The following is a 16,068-nucleotide window of genomic DNA, read 5'->3' on the forward strand; positions in this document are numbered from 1 at the left end:
CGCCGGGGGCTATTCCCGTCCCATGTATTCACGGGTGTCCGTGTTTACTTTAACCTTGTCTCCCTGGTTCACAAAAATAGGAACCTGAATGACGATACCGGTTTCAAGGGTTGCCGGCTTGGTCACGTTGGAGACGGTGTCGCCTTTTGCACCGGGTTCTGTTTCGGTCACTTCGAGCACCAGCGCTGCAGGCAGTTCGATGGCCAGCGGCGTGCCGTTGAACAGCAGTACGCGGATGGTTTGCCCTTCCTTGAGGAATCCTGCTTTGCCTTCCGTGGTTTCTTCCGGCATGTAAATCTGCTCATAGGTCGTCATGTCCATGAAAACAAGATTGGCGTCTTCACGATACAGAAACTGCATGTCGCGGTTTTCCATGTCGGGACGGCCTACTTTTTCGCCGGAACGGAAGTTGTTGTCCATAATGCGGCCGGTGAGCAGGTTGCGCATTTTGGTACGCACAATGGCCCCGCCTTTGCCGGGCTTGAAGTGCTGGAAGTCGACAATTTCAAAAGGGGTGCCGTCAATTTCGATACGCAGGCCGCGTCTGAAATCGGTAGTGGAATACATGGGATGCCTCCGAAAAAGTTGATATAAAGCCCGCAGGCCTGTGATGCCAGTTTACTGTTGAGTGTCCTGCAGGTGCGTTACAAGCGCCTGCACGCCCAGGGCATAGCTTGCCATGCCAAAACCGGCCACAACGCCGATGACATGACGGCCGATGAGGCTGCGGTGACGCAGCTGCTCTGCCCGTGCCAGAACATTGCTTATGTGCACTTCCACGCACGGCAGGTTTATCCATGCCAGACAGTCTGCCAGCGCAAGGCTTGTGTGTGTATAAGCTCCTGCGTTCAGAACAACTCCGGCTGTTCCGTCCTGCCGTGCCCGTTCGAGCCTGTCTATAAGAGCCCCTTCGCTGTTACTGTGAAAATATTCCAGTTCCAGCGCTTCTGCCTGCTCGCCCATCAGGCGCTTTAACATACCGGGAAGAGCGTCCATGCCCGTGCTGCCATAGATTTCCGGCTGTCTCTGACCCAGATGGCCGAGGTTCGGCCCATTCATCACGAGAATTCTGAAACGGTTCACGGCAAAAAACCTCTTTGTTTTTGCAAGCCGGTTCTGCTAGCATTCATTGACAGAAGGTGCCCTGCGAAAAGCGGAGTATTTTTTCCCAAGGTCATTATCTTGTCAAGCACCACGTTATCCGCCATTTTCCGACCACCTTTAACGAACCATATATTATGCAACCAAAGCTAGTACTTGAAAATACCATCTACACACTGGAACAGCTCGTATCATTCAACGCCCCCCAGATAGCTCTTGCGGGCCGTTCCAATGTCGGTAAATCGTCGCTTGTGAATACTCTTGCCGGACGTAAAGGGCTGGCAAGAACCAGCTCCACGCCGGGCAAGACCAGAAGTATCAATTTTTACAAGGTTGATCCCGACGGCTATTATGTTGTCGACCTGCCCGGTTACGGGTACGCACGCTGCAGCAAGGCAGAACGCGAAAAGTGGGCAAAGCTCATCCGTCGCTACCTTGTGGAAACGCCTGCCGTGTGTGCCATAGCCATTCTGCTCGACTGCCGTCTTTCACCTCAGAAGCTTGATGTGGAACTGGCTGCATTTGCACGGCAGGCCGGGCTGCCGCTGCTGCCAGTGCTGACCAAAGCCGACAAATGCAAACAGCAGGAACGGTCGCTGCGTCAGCGGGAATGGCGGACCATTCTGGGTGGTGAGGTGCCCCTGCTCTTTTCCAGCAAGACGGGTATGGGGAAAGATAAATTGTGGCAGGAACTGCACCGGCTGGCTTTTCCGGATATGGCTTTTGACACACCGTCAGACGGGGCGCCGGAACCGGCTGATGAGCCGGAAGCGGCAAGCGAACGCGCTGAGTGATCACAAAAAGCCCCGCAGACGATGTCTGCGGGGCTTTTTGTCAGGCGGCGCGGGCTCTGGATACATAAATCAGTCTGGCGATGGCTGAAAGGCTGAAAAACGCGTTGGCTGTCCATGCGGCAAACAATGGGGGGACTATGCCGTTCTCGCCCAGAGAACCCCCTACGGTGAATAGCGTGTAAAAGACAAATACCAGCAGCAGTGATGTTCCCACGTTTATGTATATGCTGTCTCGCCATGTTATAAGTGCCAGTGCCAGCAGAGCCATGGTTACCAGCGAAAATGCATAGGAGAGCTTCATGTGCCATGCCGTGCGTAAGGCTTCAACATTGGAGCCGCTTTCGGTAAGGCGGGCTATGGCGTCCTGCAGCTGCCACAGGGGCAGACGCGAAGGGTCGCCTCTCGGATCGACAATGGAAAACGCTTTGACGTCCTGTTCAATGGGCAGGACAATCGATTCGGAGGTGGCCACCTCGTAACTGCCCGGAATAAGAATGTCGCAGCCGTCAAGAGTCCAGCCGGAAGAGTCGGCACGAAAACTTTTGCCCCGGATCACCCGCTGCACGGAAAGCTCGTCGGGCGTGAGCTCGTAGACCGTTATGCCGGAGCCTTTCTGGGCCGCAGGGTGCAGCGTTTCCAGATGGATGATGCGACCATGCTCGGTGAACCACAGGTTGGTAAGCTGCACGTCGTCTATTTCCCGGTTACGGACTTGTTCCTTCCAGATTCTGCTGGCTTCCCGTTCTCCGTATATGCCCAGCACCTGCGAAAAACCCAGCTGAACAGCTGACCAGATGAGTGCATAAATTATAAAGAAACGCGCGAGGCGCAGGAAGGAGATGCCGCCCGCCTGAAGGGCTACCAGCTCTCTGTCCCGCGCCATGACACACAGCTGGATGACTGCCGACAGCAGAAATACGGCGGGCAGGATCTGAGAAATGATCAGCGGTATTTTGACCGCAAAGTACGTCAGGATAACTTTGAGGCCCAGCCCGGCTCCCAGAAAATCATCCAGCCTGTCAAACAGGTCGGAAAGCAGATAGATACCGGTGCCGATGGTCAGTGTCAGCATGGTCAGAAACAGGTTTGTTCTGAGCAGATAGCGGGAGAGGATGCTCACTGTGCCCTCTTTTTGCGGAACAGGTTCGCATGCAGAATAAAACTCATGATATTGAGCGAGCGCTCTCTTTCCGCCCTGTCCAGCCAGAAAAGCCCTACGGCAAGGAATATGAGGTTAGGCATCCATAATCCCACGGCAGGAGGAACGGTGCCGGATTCTCCGGTGGAAAGGCCTACTGAAAGCAGCGTGTAGTAAATCAGAAACATCCCCAGAGCCAGCAGAATGCCGAATTGTTTGTCCAGTCCCTGAAAAGCGCATGCAAGCGGCATGGCGAAAAGCCCCAGAACAAGGCATGCCATGGGCAGTACCCAGCGTTTTTGAAGCTCTACATGAACTTTGCGCAGAAAATTACTGTCCCTTCGGGCTTCCGGGTGGTCCGGACCGATGCTGCGCAGCTCGCTCCATGAAAGCTCTTTGGGTTTTACTTTTCCCAGACTCACCCCTTTGAAAATCTGGCCGAGGTCAAGGCGGACAGTGTAGTCATTAAAGTCGAGCACGCTTACGCTGTCTTCCTGCTGGCGGTATATTTTTCCGTTGTGGAGTATAAAAACCAGTTCGCCCCGCTGTTCATCCGAGCGCAGCTGTCCCCGGGGTGCCAGAATGAGAATACTTGTTTCGTCTCTGCTGTTATCTTCAACCAGTACATGCCCAAGTTTGCCCGAACTGTTGTCCACCGTGCGGGCAAAAACCGTAAGCCCGGGAACAGTCTGATTGAACACGCCCGGCTGGAGAACTATCTTCGCACGGGTGTTGGCTATTTCCATTATGGTGTGGCGAAAATTGCCCATTCCCCAGGCGACACCGCTGAGAGAAATATACAGGTTGAGCAGGCCGCACAGCAGACAGAAAAGCAGCGGCGCCGGAAGCAGTTGAAACAGGCTCAGCCCGCCGGCCTTGAGCGCCACAAGCTCTCTGTCGGTACTCATACGCAGAAAAGCCAGAAACACGCTGAGCATGCAGGCAATGGGTATTATCAGGGTGAGAAAAAGCGGACTCAGGTATACGAAAAGTGTCGCCATATCGAGCGCATTCAGGTCGAGACCCAGAAACAGCTCGCGCAACTGCAGCATTCTGCCGATAAGAATCAGAGAAAGAAGTGAGCCGAGGCAGAGGCCGAAAAGAGAGACAAGCTCTTTGAACAGCTGCTTCTGCAACAGCGTTATATGAAAACGGAACAGAGTCCCCTCCACTATTCCTGCGGGGTGTCGCCCACAATGTTTTTCTTCAGGAAATGCTCCAGCATTTCACATTCCCGCGGGCTCAGGTTAAAGCGCATACCCGCCTGCTCGACCTGTTCTTCCACAGAAGAATTCTGCTTGTCCGACTGAAAAATGTATTCGACGGCTTTGCGCACAAGTTCGCTGTTCGGCATAATGGTAGTCATGATAACTCTCCGAAAAAGCAGGCTGGCGGCAGGCACACATTGCGCCCGTCAGGTGAATGCCGCTTTCTACATCATCACCATGCTGCTTGCAACCGGTCATGGCATAGGCTATTCGCGTGCTCTGATGATGTTTTCTTCTTTATTCACCTCTTCCGACCGGATGTTGTTTAATGACTGATCTGCTTACGGCTGCCGTGCTGGGACTTGTGGAGGGTCTGACAGAATTTTTGCCAGTATCTTCAACGGGGCACCTGATCATTACGGGCTACCTGCTCGAATATACCGGCCCCAAGGCGGAATCGTTTCAGGTCGCCATACAGCTTGGAGCCATTCTGGCCGTCGTGTTTCTTTATAAAGAACGCTTTGCCGCCCTGTTTCGCTTCGGTACCGGTCACGGGCGGTTTTCCGGATTGCGGGGGTGGTACCTGCTTGCTCTTACCTCTGCCCCGGCCAGTGTGCTGGGCCTTTTGACACACAGCTTTATCAAGGAGCATCTTTTCGGGCCGGTCACTGTAGCATGGGCGCTGGCTGCAGGGGCGCTGTACATTCTGGCTGTTGAGCACAAAGGTGAAGGAACCCGTTACGAAACGCTGGATGATGTTTCTCCCGCGCTGGCTCTGGGAATAGGCATGTTCCAGTGCCTTGCTTTGTGGCCGGGGTTCTCACGGTCGGCGGCAACCATCATGGGGGCTCTGCTGCTGGGCAGCCGGCGCCGGCTTGCTGCGGAGTATTCGTTTGTCGCCGCTGTACCCATCATGTTTGCCGCCACAGGGTACGATATGTACAAATCTTATTCTCTCTTCTCTCCTGCGGACATTCCTTTCTGGGCTGTGGGGCTGCTGGTGTCTTTTGCTTCGGCATGGGCGGCGGTCAAAGGCTTTATCCATCTTGTGGGGCGGGTCACATTCCGTCCTTTTGCCTGGTACCGGCTTGCGCTTGCCCCCGTCGTGCTTCTTTTTTGGAGCTGACGTCGAAAAACTGCTTGCAAAGCTTGGTGTTCTTGTATAAACACTGCCTCCGTCGCAGCAATACATACGTGGCGAGGTAGCTCAGTTGGTAAGAGCATGCGGCTCATATCCGCAGTGTCGGGGGTTCAATTCCCTCCCTCGCTACCACGTATCAGCCGGTAGAGTCCGTAATACAGCGGGTTAGCGGCGATCAGGCTTTAAAGGGCGAATTTGTCTGCAACAGGCATTGACATTCGACATAAAAAAGGCCACAAACCAACTCCCGCAGGAACAGTCCTGCACACATGGCGAGGTAGCTCAGTTGGTTAGAGCATGCGGCTCATATCCGCAGTGTCGGGGGTTCAATTCCCTCCCTCGCTACCATGTTTATCAAAGCCCCTTTCACGGGGCTTTTTTCTTTTTGTCCGTTCTCAGCTGCCGTCCGCTTCCGCGCCGTCTTGTCCTTACGTTATTTACCCTCAGTTGTTTTATGCCGGAATATCATTTCCGCCCTGCTGTCAGCTATCTATATTGATGGCATGATTGCTCCTGATTTCAAGCCGTTTTTTTTAAAGAAAAGCAGAAATTCCTCAGGCGTGTTCACAGCCTTTCTCACGCTGTTCATTCCTGCGGTGTTTCTGTCTGCTCTGGCCATCGCGCTTTTTCTCTATGCGGATATGCAGCACCGGATCGATCTGGAAAAAAGGCAGGAATCCGCCAGCGTGAGCAGCGCATATGACGGTATTTCCATGGAACTGAATATCGTTTTTCAGAGTATACTGAATGCGCTTAACAGAGGGTCTTTGAAGGAATACGCCGCGGTTCCCTCCTCTGAAAATTTTGCACGTCTGGTCTCTGACATGTACTCCTTTGCACTGGATAACAATCAGTTTGACCAGATTCGTATGCTTGATCCCGCAGGCATGGAACTGCTGCGCATCAACCGGAGTGACAGCGGGCCGGTTCTGGTCCCCGAAGAGAATCTGGCTGATAAATCAAGGCGCTATTATTATAAAGATATTATGGAGCTGGCTCCTGACAATATCTACATATCACGCTTGGACCTTAATATTGAAAACGGTGTGGTTGAAGTCCCCTACAAGCCTATCATCCGTATCGGGACAAAGCTGCTGGACAGAAGCGGCAAACTTCTGGGTATCATGGTTTTTAATTACCTTGCGGATAATATGCTGAACGGCGCCTGGATGTTGCGCAGCTCCGATCAGGGTGTGCTGATGCTGCTGGATCATGAGGGATACTGGTTGCAGTCGGATACCCCTTCGCAGCACTGGGGGTTCATGTTCGGTGATACGCTGGGTATTAATTTTGCCCAGCGGCATCCGGGGGTCTGGCAGCAGATGCTGCAGACGGGCTCCGGGCAGATCGCCACCTCTGACGGGGTGTTTACGTATGCAGCCGTCGCGGCCTCTCCGGCGGGCCACACCATCTATTCCTACAAGCAGATACATGTGCCGGATAAGTATCTGCGCGACTGGTTCATTGTTTCCTACATGCCTTTTCCGTCCATGACGGAGTTTCTGTGGGCAGAAGGACTGCCCTACTCCATGGCTTTTTTTCTTGTATGTCTGCTGAGCATGGTCGGGACATTCATGCGGGCCGGTTTTCTGCAGGAGCGCAAAGAGGCGGTGCTTGCTTTGCGGAAAAGCGAAGAACGTTTCAGAGGGATTGTCGAAACTTCGCACGACTGGATATGGGAGATGGATCTGAGCGGGTGGATTACCTATTCAAGCCCGCGCATACGGGAAATACTGGGATACAGTGTGGAAGAGGCATACGGAAAGCGTATTTTTGACCTTATGTCCTACAATGATGCCCGCACCGCATGGGGGCATTTTATGAAAGCAGTGGAAAACGCCGCCGCCGTTGAACACCACGAAAACGCTTTTCAGCACAAGGCCGGCCTGCGGGTGGTGCTGGAATCGAACATGGTGCCCATGGAAGGTGATTCCGGAGAACTGCTGGGCTTCAGGGGCATTGCTCGGGACGTTACGGAAAAGAAGATTGTTCTTTCCCAGCTGGAAACGGCGCGTAAAGAGGCTGAAAATGCCAGCCGGGCCAAAGGAGAGTTTCTGGCCCGTATGAGTCATGAAATCCGCACCCCCATGAATGCCGTCATCGGCATGTGCCATCTGGCGCTGAAAACAGCACTTACGCCTAAGCAATTTGATTATCTTACAAAAATACAGTCTTCCGCCAATTCGTTGCTCGGGGTCATTAATGATGTCCTTGATTTTTCAAAAATCGAGGCCGGCAAACTGGATATGGAGCGCGTGCGGTTTAACCTGGAAACCACTTTGACAAATGTGGCCAGTGTCAATTCCATTGCGGCATCAGATAAAGGTCTGGAGTTTCTGCTTGATATGGGCAAAGACGTCCCCCTTGATCTTGTGGGAGACCCGCTGAGGCTGGGGCAGGTACTGACTAATCTGGTAAGCAATGCCATCAAATTTACATCCAGTGGAGAGGTCATTGTTTCTGTCAAGCTTGTTAAAGGCTCTGGTGAAAAGTCCCGCATCCGTTTTGCCGTCAAAGACAGCGGCATAGGCATCAGCAGCTCTGATCTGGCAAAGCTGTTCAACCCGTTTTCTCAGGCCGATGGCTCGATTACCCGAAAGTACGGCGGAACGGGGCTCGGGCTGAGTATCAGTAACAAGCTTGTCCAGCTGATGGGCGGCGAGATGCATGTTGAAAGTGAGCCCGGCCGCGGCAGCATTTTTTCTTTTGAGCTGGAGTTTGAACGGCACAGAACAGATTCCGCCGCAGAGCACCTTTCATTTACCGGTCTTGAAGGCACTCGGGTGCTTGTGGCCGACGACAACTTTACATCGCGCGCCATTCTTAAAGAGGTTCTGGAGTCCCTCCGCTTTGATGTGACTCTTGCAGAATCAGGTGAAGAGGCGGTCGATCTTGTTCAGAAAACAGCCGAACCCTTCAAGGTAGTGCTGCTTGACTGGCGGATGCCCGGTCTGGACGGTCTGGCGTGTGCACGGCATATCAGGCAGCTTGATCTGCCGGTGCGCCCCACCATTCTTATTATTACCGCTTACGGACGTGAAGAGGTTCTGGGTGAAATTCCTTCAGAGATTATTGACGGGGTGTTGCTCAAGCCTGTTGCCAGATCTCTGCTGTTGAATACCATCCTTGATGCCCTTCCGGAATACAGCAGCCGCCCCGAGCAGGAAAGCCGCATTATCCAGATAGATACGGCTCAGTTACGGCAGGAGCTGGCAGATACCAGCGTGCTGGTTGTTGAGGACAATAAAATCAACAGACAGATCGCCAAGGAACTGCTGGAAGGTGTCGGTGTGCGCGTCACATTGGCGGGTGATGGGCTTGAGGCTTTGGCTCTTGTGGAAAACTATGACTTTGACCTGATTTTTATGGATATCCAGATGCCCAGAATGGACGGGCTTGAAGCCTGCCGGCGTATCAGGCAGTTGCAGCACAAAAAGCAGCCCCCGGTCGTAGCCATGACGGCGCATGCTCTGGCCGGCGACAGAGAGACCAGCCTGCGTGCAGGTATGAATGATCATATAACCAAGCCGATAGACCCTGATGAGCTGTATGCTGCGCTGGCAAACTGGATAAAACGGAACCATGCCCCAGAAGGTGCGGACGGCATTGCGTCTTCTGCCGAGATGGAACTGCCGCAGCCTGATGACGCTGGTGATGATGCGGATCAGCCGTATTCTTCAAGGTATGCAGATGCTCCCCTGCTCGATTTTGAATCGGGGCTGAAGCGGATCAAAGGGAACAGAAAACTGTACAACGGGCTGTTGCGAGAGTTTGCGGATGAGTTTGCAACTTATCCGCAAACCATAAGGCAGTATATCGGGCAGGATATGCCAGATGAGGCAAGACGGGTTAATCATGCCCTGCGCGGTGTTGCCGGTAATATCGGCGCCAAGCGCCTGTACAATATCTCAATTGAAATCAGTGACTGCCTTAAGGAACAGCTGCTTGAGTGCGCGCCTCTGGTGACGGAACTGGGCAGCAGCATGCTTATGACGCTCCGCGAGATAGAGCATTATCTGGAAACACTTGAAGCGGAACATGCCCCTGAATCCGGTCATGTATCTTCAGAAGGGCTTGCGGAACAGGTTGAAAAGCTGCGTGCACTTCTTAAAGTGCATGATACGCGTGCACTTGAATCTGTTGAAGGCTTGAAAAGCGTTCTGCAGGGCAGTCAGCCGGATATATACGATGATCTTGTCCGCGCGCTGAATAAGTTCGACTTTAAGGCTGCGCTGAAGCTTCTTGACCGTATACATCTGCAAACCGAAGAGAACGGGATGGTGCAATGATGAAAAGAACCAACCGGATTCTCATAGTTGATGACAACCATGTGAATATTCTTATCCTTAAGCAGATTCTGGAACAGGAGCATCAGGTGTTTGCTGCTGTAAACGGATACGAGGCTCTTGAACTGGCCTCGGGGCCGATGAAGCCCGACATTATTCTGCTGGATGTGCTGATGCCTGAAATGGACGGGTACGAAGTGTGCCGCAGATTAAAGGAAAATGACGAGACGCGCGATATTCCTGTTCTTTTTGTAACTACACAGGGAGAAGAAGAGGATGAGGCTGCCGGTCTTGCTCTGGGGGCTGTGGATTACATAGTCAAGCCGGTACGCCCTTCCATAGTGCTTGCGCGGGTAAGGAATCATCTGCAACTGAAGACGCATCAGGATCAGCTGGAAGATCTGGTGCGGGACAGAACCCGTGAGCTGCAGCTGACTCAGGATGTGACTATTTTTTCATTGGCCTGCCTTGCCGAAATGCGTGACAACGAACTTGGTGGGCATTTTAAGCGGACGCAGAACTATGTCCGCCTGCTTGCTTCCGCCGCCAAGGCCAAAGGTGCCTATAAGGAATATTGGCGTCAGATTTCTGTAAGTATGTTGCACAAGTCTGCCCCCCTGCATGACGTGGGCAAGGTTGGCGTACCCGACAATATTCTGCTGAAGCCGGGCAAGCTTACAGAAGAAGAATTTGCCATCATGAAGCTGCATACGGTGTATGGCAGGGACTCTCTGGAGCGAGCGGAGTCGTTGCTGCAGTACAAGTCTTTTCTGAGCGTTGCCAAAGAAATAGCTTATTCGCATCACGAGCGGTGGGACGGCCGTGGCTACCCTGAAGGACTTGCCGGCGATGCTATTCCCGTTTCGGGCAGGATTATGGCTGTTGCCGATGTGTATGACGCACTTATCAGCAAAAGAGTGTATAAAGATCCCCTTCCCCATTCCACTGCCGTGCAGATAGTGCTGGAGGGCAGCGGCAATCATTTTGATCCTGTGTTGTGTGAACTGTTTGAACGACATCAGGAAGAAATCCGCGCCATAGCCATCGCAGACGCAGATCTGGAAGAAGAGCGTGAGGCATTGAGGAGATGACCGTTCAGGGCGGTGCCATATGATACATACCGCAGAACGCTTTTCCGTGCTTTGTGTGGATGATATGCCGGCCAATCTTGCCGTTCTTGATGGTATCCTGCGCGACGAATACATTGTGCTTACGGCTACCAACGGGCACGATGCACTGGAAATCGCAACGGGAGACTCTCCGCCGGATCTTATCCTGCTGGATGTGGTGATGCCTGGTATGGACGGGTATCAGGTTTGCCGGACGTTAAAAAAAATACCGGCTACTGCGGCCATTCCGGTTATATTCGTGACATCACTGGATGATGAGGGCAATGAGGAAAAAGGGTTCAGCCTGGGGGCTGTGGATTACGTCCAGAAGCCTTTTTCTCAGCTTGTCATCCGTGCACGGGTAAGAGCGCATCTGGTGATATACCGCACTCAGCGCATTCTTGAAAAGACAGTCAGAGAGCGGACAAGAGCTCTGGAACGTGCAAAAGAAAAAGCTGAAGAAGCCAACAGAGCCAAAACCGTTTTTCTGGCTAACGTCAGCCATGAACTGCGCACTCCGCTTAACGGAGTGCTGGGGATGGCACAACTGCTCTCCTCCACTTCCATGAGCGGTGAACAGCGGTACCTTCTTGCCAGCCTGAAGCAGTCGGCGGGCAGGCTGGGGTCGCTGGTTTCCGACATCCTTGAACACTCGAGCCTTGAAGCAGGAATGCTTCGTCCTTCCCAAGATAATTTTGTTCTGAAGGAAGCTCTGGCTCCGCTGATAAGGCACTTTGGTGCTGTGGCGGATAAAAAAAATATTCTGTTCACGCACACAGTGCAGGATGGTGTTCCCCGCACGCTTGCCGGAGACCGCGGGGCTTTGATCCAGATTCTGCACAATCTGCTTGATAACGCATGCAACTACACCTCTGTCGGGACTGTGGATCTGCATGTTGCTCTCTGGACGTGCGAAAATATCTGCACAGCCGACAACCGGAAAGCTGTCTGGTTGCGTTTTGATGTGCGTGATACAGGCAGCGGTATTCCGGAAGCCAAAGGGGGTGATATCTTTGCTCCTTTTTCCATAGCGGAGCATTTTCTTACAAAGCGTTTGGGCGGGGCCGGTCTGGGGCTGGCTGTGGCCAGACAGCTGGCAGAGCGTGATGGCGGGGAAATCAGCTTTGTCAGCAAAGAAGGTGTGGGCAGCACCTTCAGCGTGGTTCTTCCCTTTTTGCTTCCCTGCTGAATGCCTGTTCTGGCATCCATTTTGCTACTTCCCTGCGGAATGCCCTGAGGGGGAAATACATGCAGTGTCGGTCAGGAGGTAGCTTCCGTGCCTATAGATGGCGCTTTTAACCCGTTAGCCAGAATGATGCACATTTCGCACAGCGAAAGGGCGCATTCTGCCGGTGCAGACGATAATGCGCCTCCTGCCCGTCCGGCCGAAAGTCTGGCCCGTCTGACGGACAGAATCAGTCTTTCGGCTGTGGACCCTGCAGTGCGCCGGCAACTGGAGGCCATAGCAGAACAGGGGGGGAGTCTTGCTCCGGTGCTGGAAAACAACATATCTCAGCTGCAGGATGCCTTTATTGATGGGTTGCGCAGTGCTTTGACCAGTGCAGGTCTGAGCGTTGATGAAAAGGTAACTTTGCAGCTGCAGGACGGAGAGCTTGCCGTGCTGGGCGGCCATCCGGACAAGCACAAGCTGGACATGGCTGTTGCCGCCGTTCCGGAACTTAAAGAGTCTTTTACTGAAATCAAGGCGCAGGCCGAACTGGTGCGGGATTTGAACAGCATACAGGCTGCTGTCAACGCCAGCGGCAGACACGAGAGGTATCTTGCTCAGTCATCTTTGGGCGGAAGAGACTTCCGGGTGAGCCTCAGGGGATCCATGTCTCACTTCTATTTTGCCGGTTAACGTTTTCCCCCTTGCCAGCCGCTCTGTTAATGGCTACATGGTGTGTGCAGCCGGACAGAATCCCTTCTGTGGCCGGTAATATTTTGTTTATGAAGGGGGCGCACTGGTTTCGACGGGGATAAAGAAGCCGGAGTGGCAGGTCGAGGCGCCGCTGGCCTCGTTAAAAGCGGCACAAATGTAATTGCCAACAACGATTACGAATACGCAATGGCAGCCTAATTAGGCTTGCCGCACTGATTGGCTGACGTCAGATACGCCGACCAGTGACAAACTTATCCGACTGGCACCCAAAGCCGTCTGTCGCAGCGGGTGTAAGATTTTTTAAGACAGACTTGCCGCCGGTAGCCCGATCAGGGGCATCACCGGATGGCGAGCTTGAATACCTGATCTAAACCTGTAGAAGCTTCGAGTGGACTGTTCTCGGACGCGGGTTCGATTCCCGCCGCCTCCACCATTTAGAAAAGACAAACCCGTCTCTCTGGGGTCATTCTCCGGGGTGACGGGTTTTCTTTTTCCCCTTGTTTCTAAAGGGTTTGCGCCCGTTTCACATCTTTCCAAAGCACCTCTCCGCACCATCGATTCTCCCCATCTTCCAGCCTTTCTTTCTCTGTTTGGCCCCTGATTCTCTGTTTTCTCCGGACGAAGTCCGAAGCGCGTCCGGAAAGCTACATCCTTGATTGATATGGGTTTGCGGCTGATTGCCATTTTGGGCGGTTGTCTTATGTCATCGTTCGATGCCGCAACCGGACGTTTTTTTCGAAATCGCCCGCCTCGGCCATGAAAAGAAGCGCGGTCAACTCCGGCTTCCTGCCCCCTAAAGAAGAAAAGCCGACGCTGATGGTCGGCTCTCTGGGGCGGTCTCCGGTCCGGTCGTCAGTCGGTGGCAAAGCCGAACTGGCGGCGCTGCTCGGCCCAGTCCTCCGGGAAGGTCTGGGTCAGTTTGGCCAGCGAGAGCCCGTTGGGTTCCTCGCCGTTGATCAGGGCTTCGACGATGTCGGGGGCCAGGGTCGTCAGCTTGAGAATGCGGGCCACATACGAGCCATCGACGTCGAGGGTACGGGCAAGCTCGCTGATGGACCTGATCTGGCCGGATTCGAGGATGTCGGCCCAGGAAAAGGCCCTGCCCAGCGCCTGGAGGACGGCGGACTGCACCGGTTCCTGCGCTCCGGTGATTTCTCCATCCAGGGCCTGGGGAGCGATGACCGTCTTGCGGCCACGCATGCGCCGGATCAGCATCGGGATGTGGATCTGCAGGTTGCCGTTGTCCGCAACGGTAATGGTCGGCTTCATTTTCATCGGCTTGCCCTCCGTTCGGTGACTTCGCATGCCAGACCGGCCAGCTCGGCGATGAGCGTTGTCAGCCCGTTGGTGCGCAGCTCCATGTCGATCCCGGTCTCGCGGATCTCGACCTTATCCACCAGGAGGCGGATGAGCCGGTTTCGCTCCACCGGGAAAAGGTCTTCCCAGAAGCCTTCGACATTCTGGAAGGCCTCCGATACATCCTGTTCCGTGATGCTGTTCCCCCGGTAGGCTCTGCATCGCTCGCTCACGTGCGTCAGTTGTTTCGAGAGCTCGACCGCCTGGCGGTTGACGGTCGTCAGCATCTCTGCCTTGCCCGGCTGATCGCTGCCGGGCTTCATCAGTTCGAGTGCCTGCTCCCGCGCCTGCGACAGCTCCATCTCGAGTTGGGCTTTCTGCTTGAACAGCCGCTCCCGCTCCACCTGCTCGATGTCCCGGGCCGCGAAGTAGGTTTTGGCCACCAGCGTCGGTGTGCGGAACACCGCGCTCAACTGCTCGATCACCGCCTGCTCGATGTCCCCGGCGGGAATCCGTTTGAGCGGACACCGGCTCAAGGTCCGCTTGCTGTCCTTCTGGCAGATGTAATAGGTGTAGTGGCGGCCGTTCTTGCGGGCGTAGGTCGGTCCCATCGCGCATCCGCAGTGGCCGCAGCGAATGACGCCTTTCAGTGGGGCGACCATTTTGGTTCTGGCCATGGAAACCTTGACCGGTTTGTTGTCCTCCAGGATGGCCTGAACCTTGTCCCAGGTCGCCCGGTCGATGATCCCTTCGTGCTCACCGGGGTAGCTGCGGTCCTTGTGGGCGATCTCGCCGATATAGATCCGGTTATTGAGCAGCCGGTAGATGTGGGCGGTGTTCCATTCGGAGCCCTCACGCACCTTGCCTTTCTTGGTGGTCCAGGCCTTGGTGCGGTATCCCTGTTCGTTCAATTCCTGGCCCAGCTTCTTGGCCGAGCCGATCTGGATGAAGCGGCGGAAAATGTATTGCACCGTCCTGGCTTCATCCGGGTTGACCAGCAGCTTCTTGTTGTCCCGGTCGACGTCGTATCCGAGGATGGGCACGCCACCGCAGTATTTCCCCCGGCGCTTGGCTGCCGCCACCTTGTCCCGGATACGTTCGGCGATGACCTCCCGCTCGTACTGGGCGAAGGTGATCAGAATACCGAGAAACATCCGGCCGGTGGGGTCGGTGGTGCTGAAGTGCTGGGTGACCGAGACGAAGCTGACACCCTTCTCGTTGAAGAGGTCGATCATCTTCATGAAGTCCAGCAACGAGCGGGACAGGCGGTCGACCTTGTAGACCACGATCACGTCAATCTTCCCAGCGTCGATATCCGCCAGCAAGCGGCGTAGCCCCGGACGCTCCATGTTCCCGCCCGAGAAACCACCATCGTCATAGCGATCCGGCAGAGCCGTCCAGCCCCGCATCCGCTGGCTCTCGATATAGTGTTCCGCCGATTCCCGTTGCGCATCCAACGAGTTGAACTCCTGTTCGAGTCCTTCTTCATGACTCTTGCGTGTGTAAATAGCGCAGCGCAGGGTCTTGTTCTTGCCCGGTGCGACATTGCTGTTATCAAGCATCCGAACCTCCCTCGGCTTTTCTGCCGTAAACCTTCTTCAGCCCGAAAAAGACTTTGCCGTTCCAGCGCGTCCCGGTGATCTCCCTGGCCACCGCGCTGAGCGACCGGAAGGTGCGACCTTCGAACTCGTAGCCATCGGCAAGGACGATCACCTCATAGCGCCGGTCGTTCCAGATCCGCACCAGTCTGGTCCCGGGCAGGATCGCCTCGTTCGATTTCCGCTCTTCTGGGATTCGTCGATTGACAGTGGCTACCGGGTCCTCCTTGGCGGCCTGCTGAAGATGGACCTTGGCCAGCTCGGACAGCCCGCCGTAGAAAAGCTCCTGGATGCGATAAGCCAGCCGCTTGATGAGGAATTGCTTTTTGTACTGGGGCGGCTCTTCTCCGTAGAGGTCGAGCCATTTTTCCCGGAGCTGTTCCAGGGACATGGATTGCAGCAGGGCCATCTGCCGAAGGACTGAGTTTCGGGTTCGGTCCTGATTCTTGCCGCCGGTGGCGGCGTTCTGTAACTCATTCATTTTCAACTCCTTATTTTGGTTTCCGGACGAGTTG

The 16,068-nt window shown here is 54.5% G+C and carries 15 protein-coding genes, 2 tRNA genes and 1 other RNA gene; 10 read left to right on the plus strand and 8 right to left on the minus strand.

All coding sequences use genetic code 11. The features are described from left to right. Nucleotides 1–9: 9 nt before the first annotated feature. Both efp and ACZ5D1_RS08425 read right to left on the minus strand, forming a co-directional pair. Nucleotides 10–567, minus strand: coding sequence for an elongation factor P (efp, locus tag ACZ5D1_RS08420; protein WP_011367867.1), 558 nt, complete (start codon nt 565–567; stop codon nt 10–12). Between the two features lie 51 nt (nt 568–618). Continuing rightward, nucleotides 619–1,083, minus strand: coding sequence for a type II 3-dehydroquinate dehydratase (locus tag ACZ5D1_RS08425; protein WP_027182036.1), 465 nt, complete (start codon nt 1,081–1,083; stop codon nt 619–621). Between the two features lie 155 nt (nt 1,084–1,238). Here ACZ5D1_RS08425 and yihA point away from each other — a divergent pair, with 155 nt between their 5' ends. Beyond that, nucleotides 1,239–1,895, plus strand: coding sequence for a ribosome biogenesis GTP-binding protein YihA/YsxC (gene yihA, locus ACZ5D1_RS08430; RefSeq protein WP_464554569.1), 657 nt, complete (start codon nt 1,239–1,241; stop codon nt 1,893–1,895). 40 nt (nt 1,896–1,935) lie between these two features. On the opposite strand, the gene lptG is transcribed toward yihA, so the two are convergent. Genes lptG through ACZ5D1_RS08445 form a run of 3 tightly spaced genes read right to left on the minus strand, consistent with a single transcriptional unit; the run spans nt 1,936 to nt 4,399 of the window. Then, nucleotides 1,936–3,015, minus strand: a complete 1,080-nt coding sequence (lptG, locus tag ACZ5D1_RS08435; RefSeq protein WP_464554571.1) for an LPS export ABC transporter permease LptG — start codon at nt 3,013–3,015, stop codon at nt 1,936–1,938. Next, a complete protein-coding gene (gene lptF / locus ACZ5D1_RS08440; RefSeq protein ID WP_455697171.1) occupies nt 3,012–4,205 on the minus strand; it encodes an LPS export ABC transporter permease LptF in 1,194 nt (397 codons plus the stop codon). The genes lptG and lptF overlap by 4 nt, the downstream gene beginning before the upstream one ends. Then, the gene (locus ACZ5D1_RS08445; protein ID WP_011367862.1) at nt 4,205–4,399 is read right to left on the minus strand and encodes a hypothetical protein; all 195 of its coding nucleotides are present in this window, start codon (nt 4,397–4,399) and stop codon (nt 4,205–4,207) included. The genes lptF and ACZ5D1_RS08445 overlap by 1 nt, the downstream gene beginning before the upstream one ends. Here ACZ5D1_RS08445 and ACZ5D1_RS08450 point away from each other — a divergent pair. From ACZ5D1_RS08450 to ssrA, 9 genes are all read left to right on the plus strand, one after another. Continuing rightward, nucleotides 4,398–4,577 (plus strand): hypothetical protein, encoded by a 180-nt coding sequence (locus tag ACZ5D1_RS08450; protein ID WP_027182031.1) that lies wholly within the window; start codon nt 4,398–4,400, stop codon nt 4,575–4,577. The genes ACZ5D1_RS08445 and ACZ5D1_RS08450 overlap by 2 nt on opposite strands. Continuing rightward, entirely contained in the window at nt 4,570–5,367 is a 798-nt protein-coding gene (locus ACZ5D1_RS08455) for an undecaprenyl-diphosphate phosphatase (protein WP_011367861.1), read from the plus strand. Before ACZ5D1_RS08450 ends, ACZ5D1_RS08455 begins: the two co-directional genes overlap by 8 nt. Nucleotides 5,368–5,437: 70 nt before the next feature. Next, a tRNA-Met gene (locus tag ACZ5D1_RS08460) sits at nt 5,438–5,514 on the plus strand. 139 nt (nt 5,515–5,653) lie between these two features. Further along, nucleotides 5,654–5,730, plus strand: a tRNA-Met gene (locus tag ACZ5D1_RS08465). Nucleotides 5,731–5,942: 212 nt separating this feature from the next. Next, nucleotides 5,943–9,671 (plus strand): response regulator, encoded by a 3,729-nt coding sequence (locus ACZ5D1_RS08470; protein WP_273195730.1) that lies wholly within the window; start codon nt 5,943–5,945, stop codon nt 9,669–9,671. After that, nucleotides 9,668–10,759: a response regulator gene (locus ACZ5D1_RS08475; RefSeq protein WP_011367860.1), complete on the plus strand. Its 1,092-nt coding sequence runs from the start codon at nt 9,668–9,670 to the stop codon at nt 10,757–10,759. The genes ACZ5D1_RS08470 and ACZ5D1_RS08475 overlap by 4 nt, the downstream gene beginning before the upstream one ends. Nucleotides 10,760–10,778: 19 nt before the next feature. Next, entirely contained in the window at nt 10,779–11,966 is a 1,188-nt protein-coding gene (locus tag ACZ5D1_RS08480; RefSeq protein WP_011367859.1) for an ATP-binding response regulator, read from the plus strand. 87 nt (nt 11,967–12,053) lie between these two features. After that, nucleotides 12,054–12,638 (plus strand): hypothetical protein, encoded by a 585-nt coding sequence (locus ACZ5D1_RS08485; RefSeq protein WP_027181943.1) that lies wholly within the window; start codon nt 12,054–12,056, stop codon nt 12,636–12,638. Nucleotides 12,639–12,732: 94 nt separating this feature from the next. After that, nucleotides 12,733–13,092, plus strand: a transfer-messenger RNA (tmRNA) gene (ssrA, locus tag ACZ5D1_RS08490). A 419-nt stretch (nt 13,093–13,511) separates the two neighbouring features. Here ssrA and ACZ5D1_RS08495 read toward each other — a convergent pair. The 3 genes from ACZ5D1_RS08495 to ACZ5D1_RS08505 are packed head-to-tail and all read right to left on the minus strand — an operon-like array spanning nt 13,512 to nt 16,034. After that, nucleotides 13,512–13,934, minus strand: coding sequence for a hypothetical protein (locus ACZ5D1_RS08495; protein WP_027370645.1), 423 nt, complete (start codon nt 13,932–13,934; stop codon nt 13,512–13,514). Beyond that, the gene (locus tag ACZ5D1_RS08500) at nt 13,931–15,517 is read right to left on the minus strand and encodes a recombinase family protein (RefSeq protein WP_464554574.1); all 1,587 of its coding nucleotides are present in this window, start codon (nt 15,515–15,517) and stop codon (nt 13,931–13,933) included. Before ACZ5D1_RS08500 ends, ACZ5D1_RS08495 begins: the two co-directional genes overlap by 4 nt. Beyond that, entirely contained in the window at nt 15,510–16,034 is a 525-nt protein-coding gene (locus ACZ5D1_RS08505; RefSeq protein ID WP_464554575.1) for a DUF2924 domain-containing protein, read from the minus strand. Before ACZ5D1_RS08505 ends, ACZ5D1_RS08500 begins: the two co-directional genes overlap by 8 nt. Nucleotides 16,035–16,068: the final 34 nt, after the last annotated feature.

This window comes from Oleidesulfovibrio vietnamensis, assembly GCF_055388115.1.

Excerpts from the sequence above, each read along its gene's own strand:
- ACZ5D1_RS08455 (WP_011367861.1), top strand. The coding sequence starts at position 4,570 with ATGACTGATCTGCTTACGGCTGCCGTGCTGGGACTTGTGGAGGGTCTG.
- ACZ5D1_RS08480 (WP_011367859.1), top strand. The coding sequence starts at position 10,779 with ATGATACATACCGCAGAACGCTTTTCCGTGCTTTGTGTGGATGATATG.
- yihA (WP_464554569.1), top strand. The coding sequence starts at position 1,239 with ATGCAACCAAAGCTAGTACTTGAAAATACCATCTACACACTGGAACAG.
- ACZ5D1_RS08450 (WP_027182031.1), top strand. The coding sequence starts at position 4,398 with ATGATAACTCTCCGAAAAAGCAGGCTGGCGGCAGGCACACATTGCGCC.
- ACZ5D1_RS08495 (WP_027370645.1), bottom strand. The coding sequence starts at position 13,934 with ATGAAAATGAAGCCGACCATTACCGTTGCGGACAACGGCAACCTGCAG.
- ACZ5D1_RS08500 (WP_464554574.1), bottom strand. The coding sequence starts at position 15,517 with ATGCTTGATAACAGCAATGTCGCACCGGGCAAGAACAAGACCCTGCGC.
- ACZ5D1_RS08505 (WP_464554575.1), bottom strand. The coding sequence starts at position 16,034 with ATGAATGAGTTACAGAACGCCGCCACCGGCGGCAAGAATCAGGACCGA.
- efp (WP_011367867.1), bottom strand. The coding sequence starts at position 567 with ATGTATTCCACTACCGATTTCAGACGCGGCCTGCGTATCGAAATTGAC.
- ACZ5D1_RS08475 (WP_011367860.1), top strand. The coding sequence starts at position 9,668 with ATGATGAAAAGAACCAACCGGATTCTCATAGTTGATGACAACCATGTG.
- ACZ5D1_RS08445 (WP_011367862.1), bottom strand. The coding sequence starts at position 4,399 with ATGACTACCATTATGCCGAACAGCGAACTTGTGCGCAAAGCCGTCGAA.